Origin of the sequence: Agrobacterium sp. ST15.16.055, assembly GCF_027956555.1 — a bacterium.
Lineage (GTDB): Bacteria > Pseudomonadota > Alphaproteobacteria > Rhizobiales > Rhizobiaceae > Agrobacterium > Agrobacterium salinitolerans.
Window position 1 is genome coordinate 258,696 of the sequence record NZ_JAQKGN010000001.1, and the last position, 20,119, is coordinate 278,814.

General features: G+C 60.1%; 17 protein-coding genes. 14 read left to right on the forward strand and 3 right to left on the reverse strand.

Features of this window, described 5'->3' with window-relative positions; all coding sequences use genetic code 11:
• Positions 1-4: 4 nt before the first annotated feature.
• Positions 5-829, reverse strand: a complete 825-nt coding sequence (locus tag PL599_RS01290; RefSeq protein WP_077985080.1) for a class I SAM-dependent methyltransferase — start codon at positions 827-829, stop codon at positions 5-7.
• 113 nt (positions 830-942) lie between these two features.
• Here PL599_RS01290 and PL599_RS01295 point away from each other — a divergent pair, with 113 nt between their 5' ends.
• The 10 genes from PL599_RS01295 (at position 943) to PL599_RS01340 (ending at position 13,863) form a co-directional block, all read left to right on the forward strand.
• Positions 943-2,076 (forward strand): ABC transporter substrate-binding protein, encoded by a 1,134-nt coding sequence (locus tag PL599_RS01295; protein WP_077985079.1) that lies wholly within the window; start codon positions 943-945, stop codon positions 2,074-2,076.
• Between the two features lie 96 nt (positions 2,077-2,172).
• The gene (locus tag PL599_RS01300) at positions 2,173-3,312 is read left to right on the forward strand and encodes an ABC transporter substrate-binding protein (protein ID WP_077985078.1); all 1,140 of its coding nucleotides are present in this window, start codon (positions 2,173-2,175) and stop codon (positions 3,310-3,312) included.
• Complete coding sequence (locus PL599_RS01305; protein WP_173990834.1) at positions 3,309-4,376, forward strand: FecCD family ABC transporter permease; 1,068 nt, start codon at positions 3,309-3,311, stop codon at positions 4,374-4,376. The genes PL599_RS01300 and PL599_RS01305 overlap by 4 nt, the downstream gene beginning before the upstream one ends.
• Complete coding sequence (locus PL599_RS01310) at positions 4,370-5,122, forward strand: ABC transporter ATP-binding protein (RefSeq protein ID WP_271358776.1); 753 nt, start codon at positions 4,370-4,372, stop codon at positions 5,120-5,122. The genes PL599_RS01305 and PL599_RS01310 overlap by 7 nt, the downstream gene beginning before the upstream one ends.
• Before the next feature lie 190 nt (positions 5,123-5,312).
• Positions 5,313-5,813, forward strand: a complete 501-nt coding sequence (locus tag PL599_RS01315; RefSeq protein WP_142911973.1) for an RNA polymerase sigma factor — start codon at positions 5,313-5,315, stop codon at positions 5,811-5,813.
• A gap of 110 nt (positions 5,814-5,923) precedes the next feature.
• Entirely contained in the window at positions 5,924-6,919 is a 996-nt protein-coding gene (locus tag PL599_RS01320; protein ID WP_269823535.1) for a FecR family protein, read from the forward strand.
• Positions 6,920-7,068: 149 nt separating this feature from the next.
• Entirely contained in the window at positions 7,069-9,840 is a 2,772-nt protein-coding gene (locus tag PL599_RS01325; RefSeq protein WP_269823536.1) for a TonB-dependent receptor, read from the forward strand.
• 105 nt (positions 9,841-9,945) lie between these two features.
• The gene (locus PL599_RS01330) at positions 9,946-10,701 is read left to right on the forward strand and encodes a hypothetical protein (protein WP_142911970.1); all 756 of its coding nucleotides are present in this window, start codon (positions 9,946-9,948) and stop codon (positions 10,699-10,701) included.
• A gap of 14 nt (positions 10,702-10,715) precedes the next feature.
• Entirely contained in the window at positions 10,716-12,563 is a 1,848-nt protein-coding gene (locus tag PL599_RS01335; RefSeq protein WP_269823537.1) for a type I secretion system permease/ATPase, read from the forward strand.
• A complete protein-coding gene (locus tag PL599_RS01340) occupies positions 12,550-13,863 on the forward strand; it encodes an HlyD family type I secretion periplasmic adaptor subunit (RefSeq protein WP_271358777.1) in 1,314 nt (437 codons plus the stop codon). The genes PL599_RS01335 and PL599_RS01340 overlap by 14 nt, the downstream gene beginning before the upstream one ends.
• Before the next feature lie 24 nt (positions 13,864-13,887).
• On the opposite strand, the gene PL599_RS01345 is transcribed toward PL599_RS01340, so the two are convergent.
• Positions 13,888-14,808, reverse strand: a complete 921-nt coding sequence (locus tag PL599_RS01345; RefSeq protein WP_269823539.1) for an SMP-30/gluconolactonase/LRE family protein — start codon at positions 14,806-14,808, stop codon at positions 13,888-13,890.
• 33 nt (positions 14,809-14,841) lie between these two features.
• Complete coding sequence (locus PL599_RS01350) at positions 14,842-15,549, reverse strand: GntR family transcriptional regulator (protein ID WP_142911966.1); 708 nt, start codon at positions 15,547-15,549, stop codon at positions 14,842-14,844.
• A gap of 103 nt (positions 15,550-15,652) precedes the next feature.
• On the opposite strand from PL599_RS01350, the gene PL599_RS01355 reads away from it, so the two are divergent.
• The 4 genes from PL599_RS01355 to PL599_RS01370 are packed head-to-tail and all read left to right on the forward strand — an operon-like array spanning position 15,653 to position 20,077.
• A complete protein-coding gene (locus tag PL599_RS01355) occupies positions 15,653-16,705 on the forward strand; it encodes a Gfo/Idh/MocA family protein (RefSeq protein ID WP_173990824.1) in 1,053 nt (350 codons plus the stop codon).
• Positions 16,698-17,714, forward strand: a complete 1,017-nt coding sequence (locus tag PL599_RS01360; RefSeq protein ID WP_149147714.1) for a Gfo/Idh/MocA family protein — start codon at positions 16,698-16,700, stop codon at positions 17,712-17,714. The genes PL599_RS01355 and PL599_RS01360 overlap by 8 nt, the downstream gene beginning before the upstream one ends.
• A complete protein-coding gene (locus tag PL599_RS01365) occupies positions 17,711-18,784 on the forward strand; it encodes a Gfo/Idh/MocA family protein (RefSeq protein ID WP_142911964.1) in 1,074 nt (357 codons plus the stop codon). Before PL599_RS01360 ends, PL599_RS01365 begins: the two co-directional genes overlap by 4 nt.
• Before the next feature lie 21 nt (positions 18,785-18,805).
• A complete protein-coding gene (locus tag PL599_RS01370) occupies positions 18,806-20,077 on the forward strand; it encodes an ABC transporter substrate-binding protein (RefSeq protein WP_077985066.1) in 1,272 nt (423 codons plus the stop codon).
• Positions 20,078-20,119 lie beyond the last annotated feature (42 nt).

Here is a 20,119-nt window from a genome sequence, read left to right on the forward strand (position 1 = left end):
CGCCTCACCCCTTTACGGAAACACCCGGCTTCACCGCGCAGACCGCATAACGGTGCTGCAGCCCGCGCAGAATGCCTTTCAGCAGGCTGAAGTTTTTCGCCTGGGCGCGGTGAATGGCTTGAAGCTCCTGATCGATTGCGACAGGTTCGAAGCCAGCCGCACGCAACAGTGCCGCGACATCGCCGGCCCTTGCGCCCTTCGAAAAATAAACGCGGGAAAGAATGCTGTTGAAGGTATTTTCCGGGTCCGCCGGCTTGTGCGGCTGGTCCGGTTTGACGAGGCCGATGCTCTCCAGGCCGGTGGCCAGTTTCTTCACCAGCTTTTCGCGCCAGCCGGTATTCACGAAATCGCCGTCGACGATCAGAAGCCGCCCGCCAGGTTTCAGAACACGGAACCATTCGGCAAAGCTTGCCTGCGGGTCCACCAGCGTCCAGACCAGATGGCGGGTGATGATGACGTCGGCGCTTTCATCCGGCTCCATCGTATTTTCGGCATCGCCGACAAAAAAGCGGATGCTGCGCCCACGGCTTTTTGCCTTTTCCCGGGCAAGCCCCAGCATCGTCTCCGACCAGTCCATACCGGTGACCTGAAAACCGAGATCGTCCATCAGGTGCGAGATGACGCCGGTGCCGCTGGCAAGATCGAGCGCCTTGCGGCCCTCTCCGTGGCCGAGATGTTTCAAGATAAGCGCGTGCCAGGCCTCGCGCTCGTCTTGGGAGAAAATTTCATGTCCGGGGGAAAGGTCGAAAGTCGCGGCGCGGCCGGACCAATAGGATTTGATTTCGTCTCTCAGACTGTCGTTCTTGCCATATTGGGTAGTATCGATCATCGGCCTTAAACTCATATACCGGTCAGTTAAGAATGGCTCTAAAACATAAATGTTGACTAGTACAGTCAGAAAATAATACAGCCGCGCCAGTCAACACTGGAGAGCAATATCCGATGCGCATTTCAGCCAAATCCGCGGCACTTGCCCTTGGCCTTCTCGTATCCGCCGCATGGCCGGCTTTCGCCGAAAAGGTCACCGTCAAGGATGTGACGGGCCGCGATGTCGAAGTCAATGTGCCCGTTTCGCATGTGATCCTCGGCGAAGGCCGTCAGATCTATTTCCTGGCTGCGCTCGACAAGGAAAATCCTTTCCAGCACGTCGTTGGCTGGCGCGACGACCTGGCGAAAGCCGACCCGGAAACCTATGCAGCCTATCTCGCGAAATATCCCGAGATTGCCAAGCTGCCGACTTTCGGCGGCATGAAAGACGGCACCTTCGACATAGAACAGGCTGTCGCACTGAAGCCTGACGTGATCCTGATGAACATCGACGCCAAGACGGCGACCGAAGAAGCGGGCTATATCGAGAAGCTCGCCAAGGTCGGCATTCCGCTGGTCTACGTCGACTTCCGCGAAAAGCCGATGGAAAATACCGAGCCGAGCATGCGCCTCATGGGCCAGCTGACGGGCAAGGAAAAGATCGCCGAGGACTTCATCAAGTTCCGCGCCGACTCCATCGCCAAGGTCACAGATACGCTGGAAAAGGCCAATCCGAAGAAGCCCGTTGTGTTCATGGAGCGCGCCGGGGGGTACTCCGACGATTGCTGCATGTCTTTCGGCAACGAGAATTTCGGCAAGATGGTGGAGCTTGCCGGCGGCATCAACATGGCCAAGGACATCATTCCCGGCACCTTCGGCACCGTCAACCCGGAACAGATCATCGCCTCCAATCCAGAACAGATCATCATCACCGGCGGCAACTGGAACGGTTATGTTCCGGGCGGCAACTGGGTCGGCGTCGGTTATGGCGCGGATCTGAAGGAAGCCCATCGCAAGCTTGAAAACCTGACCAAGCGTCCGGCTTTCACCGGCGTGCAGGCGGTGAAGGACGGCAATGTCCACGCCATCTGGCATCAGTTCTACAACAATCCCTATCAGTTCGTGGCCATTCAGGAAATTGCCAAATGGCTGCATCCGGATCTCTTCAAGGACCTCGACCCCGAGGCCACCTTCAAGGAGCTGCATGCGCGCTTCCTGCCGCTTGACTACAAGCCCGGCTACTTCGTGTCGCTGAAGGACGGGAAGTAATTCAGGGACGGTGAAGGGGAGCGCCGTCCGATCGATGGATGAAGCCGCAGCGCTGCGGCTTCATCGTTCTGCTTAGGAACTCAGTGAGGATTTCTCATGCGGCTCAACGCTCTCAGGCATCTTGCGGTGCTGGCATTTTCCCTTCTCGCCATGACGGCACATGCCGGGGAGATTACCGACGTCGCCGGGCGCAAGGTCGAGCTGGACCTGCCAGCCAAGCGCATCATCGTCGGTGAGGCCCGCCAGGTGCATGTGATCGCTGCGCTCAAGGGCGACAAGACCTTCGATACCATCGTCGGCTGGCGTGACGATCTTCTCAAGAAGGATCCCGACAGCTATGCCGCTTATGTCGAGCGTTTTCCGCAGATCGAGAAACTGCCGCGTTTCGGCTATGTGCCGCAGGGCGATTTCAGCCTCGAAACCGCCATCACCCTTTCGCCAGATGTGATCACCCTCAATCTGGAGGCTGAGAAGTCCGCGAAGGAAAGCGGTTTTGAAGACAAGGCCGCCGCCGCCGGTATCAAGGTCATCTATCTCGATTTCCGCATCGATCCTGAAAAGAACAGCGAAGCCTCGGTTGAAATTCTCGGCAAACTGTTCGGCGCCGAAGAGCGTGCGAAGGAATTCATCGCCTATCGCCGCGCCGAAATCGCCCGCGTGACCGACCGGCTCGCCAGCGTCAAGGACCTGAAACGCCCGAACGTCTTCATTGAACGCGCCCCCGGCATTTCCGGCGAAAACAATTGCTGCCGCACTTTCGGACCGGTCAATTTCGGCGCGATGGTCGATCTCGCCGGCGGCCAAAACATTGCCGACGGCATCATCAAGACGACGTTCGGCGACCTCAATCCCGAACAGCTCGTGATTGCCGATCCCGACCAGGTCATCGTCACCGGCTCCAACTGGGCAGCCGAATCCGACATCAACCAGTTCGTTCCGGTCGGACGCGGTGCAGATATGGTTCTCTCCCGTGAGAGACTTGCCAACCTGATGAAGCGCACGCCGTTTCCGGAGTTGAAGGCCGTGAAGGAAGGCAATGTCCATGCCGTCTGGCACCAGTTCTATGGCGCGCCCTACGAATTCTTCCCGATCCAGCAATTCGCCAAGTGGTTTCATCCCGATCTCTTCGCCGATCTCGATCCGGAAAGGAATTTTGAGGAGTTTCACCGCAAATTCCTCCCCATCACCTACAAGCCGGGCTATTTCGCCTCGCTCGACAAAGGTTTGAACCAATGACGTCGCTGAATGAAAGCGCAGTTGGCATGAGTGGGCGCGATCAATATCGCGCTCTTGCCGCGCGCAGGATCATTATCCTTTTCGGACTTTTTATCGCGCTGTGCTTCAGCCTGGCCGCAGACATGGCGCTCGGCCCGGCCCGCTACACGCTATCAGAGGTTCTGGCGACCATTGCCGACCCGGCGGCGGTCGGTAACCAGCTTCGGGTGGTGATCTGGGACATTCGCATGCCGATCGCGCTGATGGCGGTTACTGTCGGAGCGTCGCTTTCTGTTGCCGGCGCACAAATGCAGACAATTCTGTCCAACCCGCTTGCAAGCCCTTTCACACTCGGCATTTCCGCCGCCGCAAGCTTCGGCGCGGCGTTGGCGCTTGTCGGCGGCGTGGCGATCTTTCCGGGAGCCGTGCAGTATATGGTGCCCATCAACGCCTTCATTATGGCGATGATTGCGGCTCTCTTCATTCATTTCGCCTCAACGATGCGCGGCGTAACGGTGGAAACCATCGTTCTGCTCGGCATCGCGCTGGTTTTCACCTTTAATGCGGCGCTGTCCCTGCTCGAATATCTGGCGTCCGAACAGGCGCTCGCTGCCGTCGTGTTTTGGACAATGGGCAGCCTTACGAAAGCGACTTGGGAAAAGGTTTACATCACCGGCGCCATTCTCCTCGTCACCGTGCCGCTGTTCATGCGCAATGCCTGGGCCTTGACGGCGCTGAGGCTCGGCGATGACAAGGCGGCCAGCATGGGCATCAATGTGCGCCGTCTGCGGTTGTCGACCATGCTGACGGTCAGTCTTCTGGCGGCGATTCCTGTTTCTTTTGTCGGCACCATCGGCTTCGTCGGGCTGGTCGGTCCGCATATCGCCCGTATGGTTGTCGGTGAGGACCAACGCTTCTTCCTGCCCGGTTCTATCATCTGCGGGGCTCTGCTTCTGTCGGCTACCTCGGTCATCAGTAAAATCCTCATTCCCGGCGCGATCCTGCCGATCGGCGTCATCACGGCGCTTGTCGGCGTTCCATTCTTCTTCGCGCTCATTTTCGGTAACAGGAGACGCGCATGGTAGCGCTCGCACTGAAAGATGTCGGCGCCGCCTATGGGCGCATCACGGTACTCTCCAAGGTTGGCATCGATACGCTGCAAAGCGGCAGTGTTACGGTCGTGATCGGCCCGAATGCGGCCGGCAAGTCCACGCTGTTCAAGCGCATCGCCAGCCTGATTTCCGGTCCGGGTCTGGTCGAACTGTCGGACACGGCGCGCGGCAACCGCGCCATCTGCTATATGCCGCAGGATACCGGCGCCAACGCCGTGCTGACGGTCTATGAATCCATACTTCTTTCCGCCAAGCAGGGCGGCGGCTGGCGGGTTCACGACGATGAGCTGTTCGAGATCGACGCCATTCTCAAGGCGCTGAAAATCCACGATCTGGCCTTCCGCGGGCTTGGCGAATTGTCCGGGGGCCAGCGGCAGCTTGTGTCGCTGGCGCAGGCGCTGGCGCGCAAGCCGGAAGTGCTGCTGATGGACGAGCCGACCTCTGCGCTCGATCTTCACCGGCAGATCGAGGTCCTGGGTTTCGTCACCGATCTGGCGCAGAAGACCGGCATGATCGTGCTGATCGCCCTGCATGACCTCAACCATGCACTTCGTTATTGCGAAAATACGATGGTGATCGCGCGCGGTGAAATGGTGGTGAGCGGCAGCACGGAGGCGGTTATAACCCCGGAGATGCTGCGCGATATCTATCGCATCGATGCGCGTATCGAGCCCTGCTCGCAGGGTAGGCCGATGGTTATCGTCGACGGGGCCATCTGACAGGTCAAAGCCCGGCCGCCCTTGCTGCCGGGTCCGCTCGATTCGGCCTGCACAAATTCTTGATGATAATAGTCATGAAATATCTGTTCGAGCCATGGTTTGAATGCTAGAGCTTTGAACGGCAAAACTGCGCGGCCACTCGGCGGACGGCAGGTTTCGTCGATCCCCTCAAATTTCTCTCGGTTGAGACATGGGCATACGGGAAGATGACAAGCGTTATAACGCTTACGTCGCGCATAGGATCGACCTGATCAAATACGCCACCGTCATACTGGGGTCGCGGGCGGATGCGGAGGACGTGGTTCAGGAAGCGTTCCTGAAATTCGTTCCCGAGGCCTCCGGCAATCCCGCCAATCTCAAATCCTATCTCTTTCGTATCGTTCGCAATCTTGCCCTCGACAATCGCCGGCGCAGCCGCCAGGACATTCGCGAACGGCCGGACGATACGCCGTTCTGGGGTGTGCCGCAGGACAATGGCACGCCGGAGGAACACGCCCTTTTCTGCGATGAAGTCCGCCAGATGCGGACTGTTTTGGCCGGCCTGCCGGTTCAGGCAAGAGTGGCGTTGGAAATGCACAGATTCGGTGGTTACAATATGGAGGAGATTGCGCGTCACCTTGGCGTATCCGTGGCCAGCGCACACCGTCTGATCAAGGGCAGCATTGCCGCGATCACCAGAGAAATGAAGTAAATAGTCCCGATTGTCCCACCTTGTGAAAAAAATCTCTTCGTTAAACGTCTTTATAACAATGCAGAAGACGACGCTCCTGCTGCGCGCCCCAAAGGAACTGGCCCGGTTCAATGACCATTGATCCAGAGAAAAAAACTGAATTGCCGGCCGGTAAGGCGGAAGAGGCGGCCGACTGGTTGCTGCGTTTGCAGTCCGGCTCGGCGGAATCGCGGCTGAAGGCGGAATTTGAGCAATGGCTGGGGGCAGAGCCGGCAAACCGTCTCGCCTGGGAACGAACATGCAGGACGTGGCGAAACCTCGGACTGGTGGAGCCGGAATTCAAGAGCCTCTGGGAAGATGCCCCGCATCTGCCGGACAAGGCCGCGATAAAGCCGCAGCGGCGGCGCTGGTCCGGGCGGCGCTATGCCGGCGCGGCCGTGGCGGCGGCCTCCCTCTGTCTTGCGGTGCTGTTCGTTCCGGCATTTTTCGTTCGCTTGCAGGCTGACTATCAGACCACCACTGCTGAAAGCCGCACGATCACCCTCGAAGACGGCAGCAAAGTGCAGCTCGCCGCCGCGAGTGCGCTTTCAGCGGATTTCACGGATGGCCGTCGCAATGTCACGGTGTTGAAGGGGGAAGCTTTTTTCGACGTGGTGCCGGATAAAACGCGTCCCTTCGTCGTGAAGGCAAAAAACCTTACCGTTCAGGTGCTGGGCACGGCTTTCGACGTCGACCTGACGGATGGAGTAACCCAGGTGGCGCTGGCGCACGGTTCCGTGGAGGCGTCCTTCCGTAATGCGCCGCCAACGCGGCTCGTGCCGGGCGAGATGCTGATCGTCGACGCTTCCGGCGCGATCCGCAAAGAGACCGTTTCCGTCGAGGATATTGGCGGCTGGCGCAACGGCGAACTCTATGTGGTCGATTCGACGATAGGCTCGGTCGTGGAGCAGATCCAGCGCTACCATCCGGCGTGGCTTACCATGGCCGACAAGCGACTTGCCGAGCAGAGAGTGACAGGGTTTTACGATCTGCGCGACCCGGATCGCGCGCTGGAAGCCCTGGTGGAACCCTATAAGGGCAAGGTGCATGCGATTGGGGACAGTGCCCGCATCATCACCCGTTTCTGAAACATTCCAAAACAAAAAATCATATTTATTTTCAGTGATTTATAAAATTTCTTCCGAAATCCTGAAAAAAATCGACGAGGCAATCGTCTTTTTGTTGAGTAATCCGGTCAAGATATATCCGGAGCGAAAGACAGGAAGACAAAAGCAATATGCGCCTCCAGACATGTAAGACCGGTTCAGGGGAAAAAGCAGCAAAGCGGGCTCGCAGGGCCATGCTGCTGGCGACAACGGCGGTCATCGTTTCATTCGCGACGCCCGTTCTGGCCCAGACCGGAGCTGACACCGCCAATTCCCAGCGTCCAGGCGGCGAGCAGGGGGCGACGAGGCCGTTCAATATTCCCGCCCAGTCGCTGTCATCGGTCGTGGGTGCTTTCGGGCGGCAATCCGGCCTTCAGGTCACGCTTGCCACGCCGGCGGCGGGCAATGTGCGCACCAATGCCGTCACCGGCAGTTTCACTGTGCGGGAGGCGCTGTCACGGCTGTTGGCGGGAACGGGCGTCAATTTCCGTATCGCCGGCAATGGCAGAACCGTCGTCATCGGCACGGGGCAATCGACCGTCGATCTTTCTGCGGCGGAGGGCACCACGGTTCTGGAAACCATTACCCTGACCGGCAAGACCGGGCGCAACTCCATTGCCGGTTCCGGTTATCAGGGGACGCCCGACTGGGTTTATGAAACGCCCGCCAGTGTCAGCGTGGTCGGCCGTGAGGCGATCCAGTCGGCCGGCGTGCGCAATACGCGCGATGTTTTCAACCGGGTTTCCGGTGTTTATGCCGGCGAGGGCAATGGCAGCTTCCCAACCGTTTCGCCGAATGTGCGCGGTTTGCAGGAAAGCGGCCGCGTGGTCGTCTCCATCGATGGCGCGCGGCAGAATGCGCAGCGTGGTGCGGCCTTCGGCGGCGCCACGAGCTACACCGCAAGCGCCGGGCAGGGTTATGTGGATGTCGCTTTCATCCGTGCCGTCGAGATCGAGAAAATAACCAATGCGCGGTCGGGTAATGCCGGCTCTCTGGGCGGCAAGGTCGAGTTCCGAACCGTCAGCGCCGACGATCTCATCGCCGAGGGTGAAAACAAGGGCGGGGAAGCGAATGTTTCCCGCGGCACCAATGGTTATGATTTTCAGGGCTCGGTTCTCGGCGCTGCTCGCTCGCCGGATGGTCCTCTCTCCTTCGTCGCCGGTTACAGCCGCACGATCATGGATGAATACAAGATCGGAACGAAGGGCGAGGCCCGCAGCACCGCGCTGACGATGAAGGATTTGCTTGGCCGCGACGGCTGGTCCACCTTCTTCAAGGGCGAAGGCGATTTTGGCGACGTGAAGGCTTCGCTCTCCTGGATGCATCAGGAGAATGACTTCGTTCAGGGCGCATCTGAGGTGATCGACCGGGAAAGCGTGCGAAACGACAGCGTCGTCGCGAAGCTTGACTGGGACCCGGAGAGCGAACTCATCGACTTCAAGTCATCGCTGTGGCTGAACGATAATATGACGCATGAACTGCGTGCGGCGCGCAAATATGCGGTGGAGACGAACCTCGATATGGGCCTGCGCAGTTTCGGCGGCAGCCTGGAAAATACCAGTCGCTTTGATACGGCGGCGGGCGCGCTCAGTCTGAACTATGGGGCAGAAGCCTTCCGGGACATTGCCACATCCGTCGCGACAAGCGCCAAAATCGCCGAAAATCCCTCCTTCGCCAGCAGCTACACGTCATTCAGCCCTGCCGGGCGGCGCGACGTCGCCAGCCTGTTTTTGAATGGTGAACTGGAGCCGGCCGATTGGATCACTCTGAGTGGAGGCGTGCGTTACGACTGGTCGCGCCTGAAAGGATCTGCGACCTATTATAGTGTCAAGGAATCGATAGTAACGACAAGTGTGCCTTGCGACCTTGTTCGCAATCACTATACGGCCCTGGAATACTTCAATCGGGTCTTTCTGCCTGCAAACTCCCCCATATGGGCATCCCGTTATAATATTTTTCTCGTCAGCATCTGGCCGCGGACCTCGGCCAACTGTATGCCGGGCACCGGTATAACCACCAATACGCCGGTCACCGAATATCCGTCGCATGAAGTCGATATCGATCGCACCTACAGCGCCTGGCTGCCCTCCGCCACCATCGAGCTGAAACCCGTCGACTGGTTCCGTCCCTACGTAAGCTATTCCCAGAGCCTGCGTCCGCCAACAATCCTCGAGGCATTTTTTGCCGGTGCGCGTCCGGGCGACAGCGCCGGATACGAATACGCTCCCAATCAGGCCCTGCGCGCCGAAAAGGCGACGACCTATGAAATCGGCGCGAATGTGAGCTTCGACGGCGTGCTGCTGGACGACGATTCCATTCGCATCAAAATGGCCGCCTTTCGTCGCGAGGTGAAGGACTATATCGCGCTCGGTTATCTCGTCACCGATCAGGTTCTCGACCGCACCTATACCAGCTTCGTCAATCTGGACGGCACGACCTATATGCGCGGGCTTGAATTCGAGGGCAATTACGATGCCCGCAATTTCTGGCTCGGCGGCTCGGCGACGCTTCTGAAGACGGAATGGCCCGAAAAGACGCAGGTTTTTTCCAACGGCACGACCACCACGACGGGCGAAATCGTCGCTTGGCCGGGCGATGTCGCGCCCAAGGTGAAGCTGACGCTCGATGGCGGCATGCGTTTCTTCGATGAGAAATTCTCGCTGGGCGCAAGGCTCAACCATGTCACGCCGACACAGTCGCGCACACTGGATACGGAAGGCAATCTGCGGGAGGTGACCGATCCCTATACCACGGTGGACCTCTACGGTTCCTATGCCTTCCACGACAAGGCCACGCTCCGCTTCGCTGTCAACAACCTGACGGACCGCAAATACATCCCGGCGGCAAGCGCCTACTCGGCCCCGGGTCGCACCTTTATCGCGACGATGAACGTGAAGTTCTGAACCGTGGAAGAAATTCTCCGGGTTGGGGTTGCAGCCCGTCCCGGAGATGAAACGCCTTCGTCACATGACCAAGGTATCCCTATTGGCCAGCAAAGGAGTACACCTATGGCTACCACAATTCAACTGACGCAGTCTTCCTCCGATCTGATCGGCTACCTCAACGGTTGGACGAGCGGTTTCGGTTCGACCTATGGTGCGTTCTACGACGCTCAGACCAGCTCTCTCGCCACCACCACCATCGATCCGAACACGACCTATGAGGCGTGGGGCGATGGCAGTTCCGGCGGCAAGGGCATCGTCATGAGCGGCGCTTTGCAGTACTCCCAGGGCAACCTGACGGGTTCGGTCGACAGCATCGTTCTGGGCGCCGGCTACAGCCAGTCCACCAGCGGCATCGCCGTCAGCCAGCAGGAACTGCTGATCGATCCCGACAGCGCCTATTCGCTTGCCGGCGCTCGCGATCTTCTCGATCTCGCCGTCTACCAGCTTGCCCGCTTCGGTTCGCTGGCCGGCTTCTATGATTACTTTGCAGCCACCGGCACGGTGATCGAGGACACGGCTGCCTCCAACACCCTGACCGGCTTTGCCGGCGCAGACACCTTCGTATTTTCCGGCGGCAACGACGTCGTAGCGGCCGGCCCGACCGGAACCTACGGCTATCAGGACGGTACCGATACGCTCGATGTTTCCGCCTGGGGCGCAACTTCGGTGGACGATTTGTTGTGGTATAATGATAACGGAAATGCCGTTATCCTTTCGGCCACAGACACGTCCGTCTCCGTCACACTGAATGGTGTCGATGCAAATGTGCTCGACGCGTCGGACTTCATTTTCGCCAGCGCATCGGCGCTTGCCGCGTAAAGGAAAATCAGGCTGTGGGCTTTCAAAACCACCAGCAGACGCCGCCGCAGTCCCTCACTGCGGCGGTTGTTTCGCCCCTTAAAAGCACGTTTCTCGGCGTTGCGCTGGTCAGCGGCGTGGTCAATATACTCGCGCTCACTTCGCCGCTCTTCATGCTCCAGGTTTATGACCGGGTTCTGGCCAGCGGCAGCCTGCCGACGCTGGTCGGGCTCGCCATTCTCGCGCTTGGCCTTTACGGCTTCCAGTGCCTGCTCGATATCATCCGCGCTCGCGTTCTGATCCGTATCGGTGAAGATTTCGACTTGCGTTATTCCGGTAAGGTGCATGATGCGGTGGTGCGCCTGCCGCTTGTCAACCGCATGCCGGGGGACGGTCTGCAGCCGCTGCGCGATCTCGATAATGTGCGCGGTTTTCTCTCCGGCACGGGGCCGACGGCCTTTTTCGATCTGCCGTGGATGCCGCTTTATCTCGGCATATGTTTTCTGTTTCATTTCTGGATCGGTGTGACGGCGCTTGCCGGCGCGATATTGCTTGTCTCCCTCACAATCCTGACCAACATCTTTTCGCAGAAGCCGATCCGCGACACCATGGTCGAGAATATGGCCCGCAACCGGCAACTGGAGGCTTCGCGCCGCAATGCCGAAGTCGTGCAGGCCATGGGGCTTGGCGGTCGGCTCGGAAAACGCTGGCAGAATTCCAACGAGGCCTATCTTGCCGCCAATCGCAAGGCGGGCGATGTGGCCGGCGGTCTTGGCAACATCGCGAAGTCTTTGCGGGTCGTGCTGCAATCGGCAATTCTGGCGGTCGGCGCGTGGCTCGTCATCAATCAAGAGGCCTCCGGCGGCGTGATGATCGCCAGTTCGATCATGATGGGCCGGGCGCTGGCGCCCGTCGATCTTGCCATTTCCAACTGGAAGTCCTTTGTGGCCGCCCGGCAGAGCTGGGCGCGGCTGAGGGAGCTTTTTGCACAGATGCCGGCCAATGCCGCCGCCATGGCCCTGCCGAGACCTGAAAAGGATTTGCGGGTCGAAAACGTCACCATCGTTCCGCCGGGAGAAAGAAAACCAACCGTCACCGGACTTGGCTTCATCGTGACCGCTGGAAACGCGCTCGGCGTTATCGGCCCCTCCGGCTCGGGCAAATCCACCCTGTCGCGCATTCTCACCGGCGCTTGGATGCCTGCGGCCGGCAAGGTACGACTGGACGGTGCAAGTTTCGAGCAGTGGGACCGTGAGGCGCTGGGCCGCCATATCGGTTATCTGCCGCAGGGCGTTGAGTTGTTCGATGGCACGATCGGCGAGAATATCTCCCGTTTCGAGGATAATCCCGATCCTGAGGCCATCATCGCGGCGGCCAGGGCTGCGGGCGCGCATGAGCTGATCCTGCGTTTCGAAAAGGGTTATGACAGCGATATCGGCGAGGCGGGTTCGGCGCTTTCCGCCGGGCAGCGCCAGCGCATCGGCCTTGCCCGCGCGCTATACGGCGATCCCTTCATCGTGGTGCTGGACGAACCCAACGCCAATCTCGATGCGGAAGGCGAAGCCGCCGTGGTCAAGGCGATTTCCTCGGTCAAGGCGCGGAGCGGGATTGCCGTCGTCGTCGCCCACCGGCCGAGCGCCATCGGCGCTGTCGATTTCATTCTGATGATGGAAGAGGGGAGGATGAAGGCGTTCGGCCCGCGAGATGAGGTGTTGTCGAAAGTCCTGCGCGTTCCGCAGGCGCAGTCGGGCAAGGGATTTACCGCATCCGCCCAGACCATCTCGCCGCTGCGCGTCGTCGCCAATACCCAGCCTCACGCGCCGGTGCTGGAAGACGTCCGTGAAGAGAACAGCCAGGAAGGAGATGCAGATGTCAAACATTGACCGGCGCAGCCATGTGTCCCGCTCCATCCGCAAGCATCTCGTTGCCGGCCTTGCTGCGGGCGTAGCGCTGCTGGCCGGTGTCGGCGGATGGGCTGCTACGACCAATCTTGCCGGCGCGGTTGTCGCCTCCGGTCATCTGGTGGTGGATTCCTACACGAAGAAGGTGCAGCATCCGAGCGGCGGTGTCGTCGTCGAAATTCTGGTGAACGAAGGCGATAGAGTGAAGGCCGGCGATGTGGTCATGCGCCTTGATGCGACCCATACCCGCGCCAATCTCGCCATCGTGACCAAGCGTCTGGATGAGCTGAATGCGCGCATGGCAAGGCTGGAGGCCGAGCGCGACGATCTGCCGGAACTCGTCTTTCCGCAGGCGTTGATGGCGCGAAAAGACGATGCCGATGTCGCCTCCGCCATGCGCAGCGAGACCAAGCTGTTCGAATTCCGCAAATCCTATCGCCAAGGGCGCAAAGCACAGCTTTCCGAGCGTATCACCCAGTTCGAACATGAGATCGAAGGGCTGAAGGCGCAGGAAGTCGCCTATGATAACGGCCTTGCCGTGCTGGAGGCTGAAATCACCTCGCAGAAATCCCTGCTTGAACAGGGTGTCGTGTCCGTGCAGCGGCTGAACAGCCTGCAGACGCAGGCCGCGACATTCGGCGGTGAGCGCGGCGAGAAAATCGCCTATCAGGCGCAGACGGCGGGGCGCATCACCGAAACCAGGCTGCAAATCCTGCAGATCGATCAGGAATTGCGCACCGAGGTCGGGCGGGAACTGCGCGAGATACAGGCCCAGATGGGCGAATTCGTCGAGCGCAAGGTTGCCGCCGAAGACCAGCTGAAACGCATCGACATTGTCGCGCCGCAATCAGGCGTGGTGCATGAAATGGCCGTGCACACCGTGGGGGGCGTGGTGACGCCGGCGGATCCGATCATGCTCATCGTGCCTGACGGAGACGAGCTGGCGCTGGAGGTGCAGATCGTGCCCAAGGATATCGATCAGCTTCAATTGGGGCAAAAGGCGATGCTGCGCATGACCGCATTCAACCAGCGCGTCACGCCGGAACTGGAAGGCCATGTCAGCCGCATCGCGGCGGATATCACCACCGATCAGCGCAGCGGTCTCTCTTATTATCTGGCGCGGATTTCCGTACCGGTCTCCGAGCGGCGGAAGCTGAACAATGCGCCGCTGGTGCCGGGCATGCCGGCCGAGGCCTTCATTCAGACCAGCGAAAGAACGGCGCTGTCCTATATCGCCAAACCGCTGACCGACCAGATCAGCCGCGCCTTCCGGGAGGAATAGGGTTCGGAACCCGGCTTCCGGACGTTACCTACCGTCGCCAAAGCGGAAGCCGGCAAACCCTTTCGTCTGAGTGGGGATCGCCCAGACGCCACCTGAAAATGGCGCTTTGTGCAGTCGGTCCTCGGACATGTTGTGGCGGTGGGATGTCAGGAAAAGAGTACTGAAATCCGTGCCCCCGAAGCAGAGCATCGTGGGGTGGGGCACTGGGGCTGCTATCACGTCCGCCAACGCGCCGTCGGGCGTGAAAACGTTGAGCAGGCCGGCCGACACGCCTGCGCTGTAATAGTTGCCGCTGCTATCGAGGCAGCCGCCATCGGGCCTTCCAGTCTCTTCCGTCATCTGGGCCACCAGCACGCCCTCATCGAAGCTGCCGTTCCGGCTGTCGAAATTTCGCCGACGTATCCATTTCTGAACGGAATCGCTCTGCCACATGATCGATCCGTCCTCGGAGAAGGCGAGCCCGTTCGGGCATGTCAGCCCCGTCTGAATACGCTCGGCGTTCTTTTCGGTGATCCGCCAGAGTTCGCCATGGGGCTCCATGTCCGGGAGCGGGACATTGTGCATGGTTCCCACCCAGAAAGCGCCGTCGGGGCCGATCCGCCCGTCGTTCAGCCGGCAGGGGATGCCTTTGGGCGCAGGAATGGAATGGAGGAGGCGCGTTTCGCCGCTGTCAGGATTGAGAATGATAACATCCATGCCGCAGGCGACGACGAGATCGCCGTTCTGACAAAGTCCAAGGCTCGATACGGTGTGGGGGAACGACCATTCGCGATAACGCCCGGGCTCGAGCGCTGCGGACCGCACCGTCCCGCCGAGAATATCGCACCAGAAAAGCACCTGTCGCCGCTCGTCCCAAACAGGAGATTCCGCAAGTGTGCTCATCGTGTCGCAAAGAAGTTCCGCCTGCGACATGGCAAGCGTGTGTCCGGGGTTTGCCGTATTCATGATGCTCGAACCGTTGAAAAAAATGCTGCGGAATTATTCGAAGTAGTCCTGATGGTTCTCGAAAACTTGTGAGAGAATGCCTAGGACGCGTCTCAGGTGCTTTTGCAGACAATCCGTCGCGCGGGCGTCGTCACCCGCCCTGATTGCGTCGTATACCGCCTCATGTTCGGAAAGCAGCCGCGCCATATGCGCCTCATCGGTGATGGCCAGGGCGCGCAAACGATCCAGCCCCGCCTTCTCGCGGATCAACAGAGATTCCAGCCTTTCGAGGCCCGTTGCGGCGGCAAGCGCGCTGTGAAACTGGTCGTCATGGATGCGGAAAGCTTTTCTGTCGCCGTTGCGCATCGCCGCCCGCTGGCCATTCAGCGCATGCTCGATCTCCTGCTCGGCCTCTGGCGCAAGGCCAATCTGGCAAAGCCTGCGCACTGCGGCCACTTCAAGCGCCTCGCGGATGAATTGCGCGCTACGGATGTTCTTTTCCGATAGTCGCGAGACATAGGTTCCACGGCTTGGCAGCGTGACGATCAGGCCGTCGTCGCGCAGGCGGCTCAGCGCCTCGCGTACCGGCGTTCGGCTCGAATTGAACGACTGTCCGATCTCGTTTTCAGAGACGGCTTGCCCGGGAAAAAGCTCTCGCGAGAGGATGGCTGATTTCAGCGCGGAGTAAATCTGGTCCACGACCGGACGGTTGAGGTCCAGCCGCTCCATCGTCGGCACGCCTGTTACAGGAATTTTCGGCATGTACCCTCCACTGTTCTCATAACCGGTATACCGGAACACAAGTCTGTTGACAACCGGCATACCGGTATGCAAATGATCGCGCATTGGGAAGGAGGCTCCCGAAATGCAAAATATCAAGACCTGTGTCATCGTTGGCGCCGGAATGGTGGCGAAGACGCATGTGCTTGCCTGCGCGGCAAGCCCGGAAAAAATTCGCCTGAAGGGCATCGTCGATGGTGGTTCCGGCCGCGCCAAGGCACTGGCTGCCGAGGCGTCGAAACATACCGGATACGCGGTGGCGGTTTATTCCTCCGTCGACGAAGCGGCGCGCGATGCGGATGTCGATTTCGCCATTATCGCCACGCCGCCCAATGCCCGCATCGATATCGTCGGAAAACTGGCGCAGGCTGGCAAACACATCCTGATGGAGAAGCCGGTCGCTCGCAATACGCGGGAAGCCGAGGGTCTCGTCGCCCTGTGTCGTGACGCGGGTGTCGCGCTCGGCATCATCTTCCAGCACCGCATGCGGGCCGCATCGCAAAAAGCGCGCGAGCTTGTGGACGGCGGAACGCTCGGGATGCTCGGCCTCTGCGAAATCTCGGTGCCCTGGTGGCGCGCGCAATCCTATTACGACGAACCGGGTCGCGGCACGCTGGCGCGCGATGGCGGCGGCGTACTGATCTCCCAGGCAATCCATACGATTGATCTGGCCTTGAGCCTGACGGGGCCGGTCGCCCGTGTTCAGGCGATGGCTGCAACGACGCGTTTCCACCGCATGGAAACCGAAGATTACGTGTCTGCGGGCCTGCGTTTCAGGAATGGCGCTGTCGGCTCGCTGGTGGCAAGCACCGCAAGCTTCCCCGGGGCTGCGGAATCGATCCTCCTGCATTTCGACAATGCCAGCCTGCGGCTCGCCTCCGGCCTGCTGCATGTCGACTGGCGCGATGGCCGGCAGGAGACTTTTGGCGGCGCGGCCGCTGGCACGGGCGGCGGCGCCGACCCCATGGCTTTCACGCATGAATGGCATCAGGGCGTTTTCGATGATTTCGCAGACGCCATCTCTTCAGGACGCCCGCCGGTCGTCACCGGCGAAGCGGCTCTTTTGTCTCACAGATTGATCGATGCGATCATCAACTCGGCCGATACCGGCAAGGAAGTGGAACTGCAGGATGAGTAAAGCAATCAAGTTCGTCGCTCTTGGTATTGAGCATCGGCATATTTTCGGCATGGCCCAGAACCTGCTGGATGCCGGCGCCGAATTTGCCGGCTGGTGGACAGAAGGCGAGCCCGATGTCGTGGAAGGCTTCGTCAAGCGCTTCCCGAATGTGCCGCGCGCAGCATCGAAAGAGGCGCTGCTGGCTGACGGCACTGTCGATCTCGTCGTCATCGCCGACATTCCCTCCAAGCGCGCCGATCTCGCTATCGCCGCCATGGAAGCCGGCAAGGATGTCATGTCCGACAAGCCCGGCTGCACCACCTTCGAACAGCTCGATCGCCTTCGTCAGACCGTGGCAAAGACCAAGCGCATCTGGACCGTCGATTTCTCGGAGCGCTTTGAAGTGCCGAGCGTGACCAAGGCGGCTGAACTCGTTGCCCAGGGCGCTATCGGCCGCGTCATCCAGACCGTCGGCCTCGGCCCGCATCGTCTCAACCGCCAGATCCGCCCGACATGGTTCTTCGAGCGTGAAGCCTATGGTGGTATCCTCACCGATATTGCCAGCCACCAGATCGATCAGTTCATGTTCTTCACGGGTTCGACCGAGGTTGAGATCGTGTCCGCCACCGTTGCCAATTACGCCAACCCTCACGATCCGGGTCTTCAGGATTTCGGCGAAGTTGTGCTGCGCGGCGACAAGGGCCACGGCTATATCCGCGTCGACTGGTACACGCCCGATGCGCTGCCGACCTGGGGTGACGGCCGCCTGACCATCCTCGGCACCGAAGGTTACATCGAACTGCGTAAATATGTGGATGTCGGCAATACCGAAGGCACGGACCGCCTCGTTCTCGTCAACGGCGACCGCTGCGAGTATATTGATGCTTCCGGCGCCGGTCTGCCCTATTTCGCCCGCATCTGCGACGATATCCGCAACCGCACGGAAACGGCGATGACGCAGGAACACGTCTTCAAGGTCTGCGACCTCTCGCTTCAGGCGCAGGCCAAGGCTGAGGGAGCCTCGAAATGATCGGTGTTGCCATCATCGGCGCCGGCATCGGCGCCCAGCATCTGAGCGGTTATCGGGCGCTGCCCAAGCGCTTCGTCGTCAAGGCGATCTGCGATCTCGATCTGGAGCGCGCGCGCTCCGTCGCCGGCGATGACACCTCCATTCGTCTGACCACCGATCTCGATGAGGTTCTGGCCGATGAGAGCATTCAGCTCATCGACGTCTGCCTGCCGCCACACCTGCATTTTCCTGTCACTCTGAAGGCGCATGCGGCGGGCAAGGATGTGGTCTGCGAAAAGCCGCTGGTTCGCTCTCTGGAAGAGGCCAATGCGCTGATCGAGTCCGTCAAGAAGACCGGACGCGGTGTATTTCCCGTCTTCCAGTACCGTTTTGGACATGCCATGCGGCAGTTGCGGGCGCTGATCGATGCCGGTCTTGCGGGCAAGGCCTTTGTCGCAAGCTCGGAAGTTCACTGGAACCGTGGCGCCAGCTATTACGACATCCCGTGGCGCGGCACCTGGAAGGGTGAGTGCGGCGGCGCGATCCTCGGTCACGCCATCCACGCCCATGATCTTCTCTGCCACGTCCTCGGCCCGGTCGAGGAAGTTTTCGCCATGGCCGACACGCGCGTCAACACCATCGAAACCGAAGATTGCGCAGCACTCAGTTTCCGCATGAAAAGCGGTGCGCTGGCGACCAGCTCCGTCACGCTCGGTGCAGCAGAAGATACGTCCCGTCTGCGCTTCTGCTTCGAAGGCTTCACCGCCGAGAGTGGCACGCTTCCCTATCGCCCGGCCGAAGACACATGGCGTTTCATCGCCCGTGCACCCACCACGCAGGACCAGATCGATGCCGTTCTGGCAAAGGTTGCCGACGGCGAAAACGGCTTTGCCGGTTTTGTCGAAGCCATTGCCGACGCGATGGAAGGACGCGGCGGCAAGGAAGTGACGGTCAACGACGGCCTGCAGTCCATAGAACTCGTTACCGCCATCTATCGCTCGGTACGGGAAAGAAAGCCGGTCCGCCTGTCCGACGCCGCAGAAGGTGAATGGATCAAAGGCTGGGCTCCGCACGCATCCGCCAACGCATAATCATCTAAGGGAGGAAAAGAGATGATCGGTAAATACAGCATGGCATTGGCGCTCGCCATTGGCGCGGCGTCCTTTGCAGGCGCCGCCCAGGCGGCCGAGGAAGTGCGCTTCACCTGCGCTTATGACGGCAATGGCTGCGAAATCCTGAAGGACATTCTCGCCCGTTACGAAAAGCAGCATCCGGACGTGAAGATCGTTACTGACATTGTGCCCTACAAGGCGTTGCTGGAAGGCCTGCCCGTACAGCTCGCCGGCGGCAGCGGGCCGGATTTCGCAACCGTGACCGACCTCGGCGGCCTCAACCGCTATTATCTCGATCTCACGCCCTATGTGGACGCGAAATATTGGGAAGACAATTTCTCCAATGTGCTGAAATGGTACCGCAGCGGCCCCGACGACAAGGGCATCTACGGCATGCATACCCAGCTCACCATCACCGGCGCTTTCATCAATCGTACCCTGTTCGATCAGGCAAATGTCGCCGTACCCGGCAAGGATGCAACGCTGGACGATTGGGCGAAGGCTGCCAATGCCGTCGCCAAGGCAACCGGCACACCTTACCCGATGGCCATCGACCGTTCCGGCCATCGCATCGCCGGCCCGGCCATTTCCTATGGCGCGAAGATTTTCGATGCTGACGGCAAGCCGATCCTCGTCGACGAAGGCTTTACGACTTTCGTGAAGAAATTCGTCGAATGGAACAAGGACGGCACCATGGCGCGTGACGTCTGGGCCGGGCAGGGCGGCAATACCTACCGCGACGCCGCGCAGGAATTCATCAACGGCCAGCTGGTTTATTATTATTCCGGCAGCTGGCAGACCGCGCGCTTCGACAGCCAGGTGGGCGATGCCTTCGACTGGGAAGTCGTGCCGCAGCCCTGCGGTGGCGCCGCCTGCACGGGCATGCCGGGCGGTACCGGCATCGTCGGCTTCAAGCAGACCAAGAACCCGAAGATCGTCGCCGATATCCTGAACTTCCTCGCTCAGGACGAGAATTATCTCGACTTCACCGTTCGCACCCGCAACGTTCCGGCCCACAAGGCCGTGGCCGACAAGGGCGTGACCTATACCGGTGCGACGCCTGCGACGCAGAAGGCCATGAATGCCTGGCTGGACCAGATTCCCGGCCTCAGCCCGATTGCCTATGCCTATCAGGGCTACAAGAACAATCGCGCCATGTTCAACATCTCCGTCCAGCGCATTACGCAGGCCATCGTCGGTGAGAGCACCGTCGATGAGGCCATGGCCCGTGCGAAGACGGACCTCGAGGAAGCGTTGAAACAGGCGAAGTGATCCATCGCCTTCCGGCGCGGCGCATGCCGCGCCGCGCCGGAT

What these genes read in the sequence shown, in the direction of transcription:
- PL599_RS01290 (WP_077985080.1), bottom strand. Translation starts at nt 829, where the DNA reads ATGATCGATACTACCCAATATGGCAAGAACGACAGTCTGAGAGACGAA.
- PL599_RS01330 (WP_142911970.1), top strand. Translation starts at nt 9,946, where the DNA reads ATGGCTACCACAATTCAACTGACGCAGTCTTCCTCCGATCTGATCGGC.
- PL599_RS01325 (WP_269823536.1), top strand. Translation starts at nt 7,069, where the DNA reads ATGCGCCTCCAGACATGTAAGACCGGTTCAGGGGAAAAAGCAGCAAAG.
- PL599_RS01305 (WP_173990834.1), top strand. Translation starts at nt 3,309, where the DNA reads ATGACGTCGCTGAATGAAAGCGCAGTTGGCATGAGTGGGCGCGATCAA.
- PL599_RS01370 (WP_077985066.1), top strand. Translation starts at nt 18,806, where the DNA reads ATGATCGGTAAATACAGCATGGCATTGGCGCTCGCCATTGGCGCGGCG.
- PL599_RS01300 (WP_077985078.1), top strand. Translation starts at nt 2,173, where the DNA reads ATGCGGCTCAACGCTCTCAGGCATCTTGCGGTGCTGGCATTTTCCCTT.
- PL599_RS01365 (WP_142911964.1), top strand. Translation starts at nt 17,711, where the DNA reads ATGATCGGTGTTGCCATCATCGGCGCCGGCATCGGCGCCCAGCATCTG.
- PL599_RS01295 (WP_077985079.1), top strand. Translation starts at nt 943, where the DNA reads ATGCGCATTTCAGCCAAATCCGCGGCACTTGCCCTTGGCCTTCTCGTA.
- PL599_RS01345 (WP_269823539.1), bottom strand. Translation starts at nt 14,808, where the DNA reads ATGAATACGGCAAACCCCGGACACACGCTTGCCATGTCGCAGGCGGAA.
- PL599_RS01340 (WP_271358777.1), top strand. Translation starts at nt 12,550, where the DNA reads ATGTCAAACATTGACCGGCGCAGCCATGTGTCCCGCTCCATCCGCAAG.
- PL599_RS01360 (WP_149147714.1), top strand. Translation starts at nt 16,698, where the DNA reads ATGAGTAAAGCAATCAAGTTCGTCGCTCTTGGTATTGAGCATCGGCAT.
- PL599_RS01315 (WP_142911973.1), top strand. Translation starts at nt 5,313, where the DNA reads ATGGGCATACGGGAAGATGACAAGCGTTATAACGCTTACGTCGCGCAT.
- PL599_RS01350 (WP_142911966.1), bottom strand. Translation starts at nt 15,549, where the DNA reads ATGCCGAAAATTCCTGTAACAGGCGTGCCGACGATGGAGCGGCTGGAC.
- PL599_RS01310 (WP_271358776.1), top strand. Translation starts at nt 4,370, where the DNA reads ATGGTAGCGCTCGCACTGAAAGATGTCGGCGCCGCCTATGGGCGCATC.
- PL599_RS01355 (WP_173990824.1), top strand. Translation starts at nt 15,653, where the DNA reads ATGCAAAATATCAAGACCTGTGTCATCGTTGGCGCCGGAATGGTGGCG.
- PL599_RS01320 (WP_269823535.1), top strand. Translation starts at nt 5,924, where the DNA reads ATGACCATTGATCCAGAGAAAAAAACTGAATTGCCGGCCGGTAAGGCG.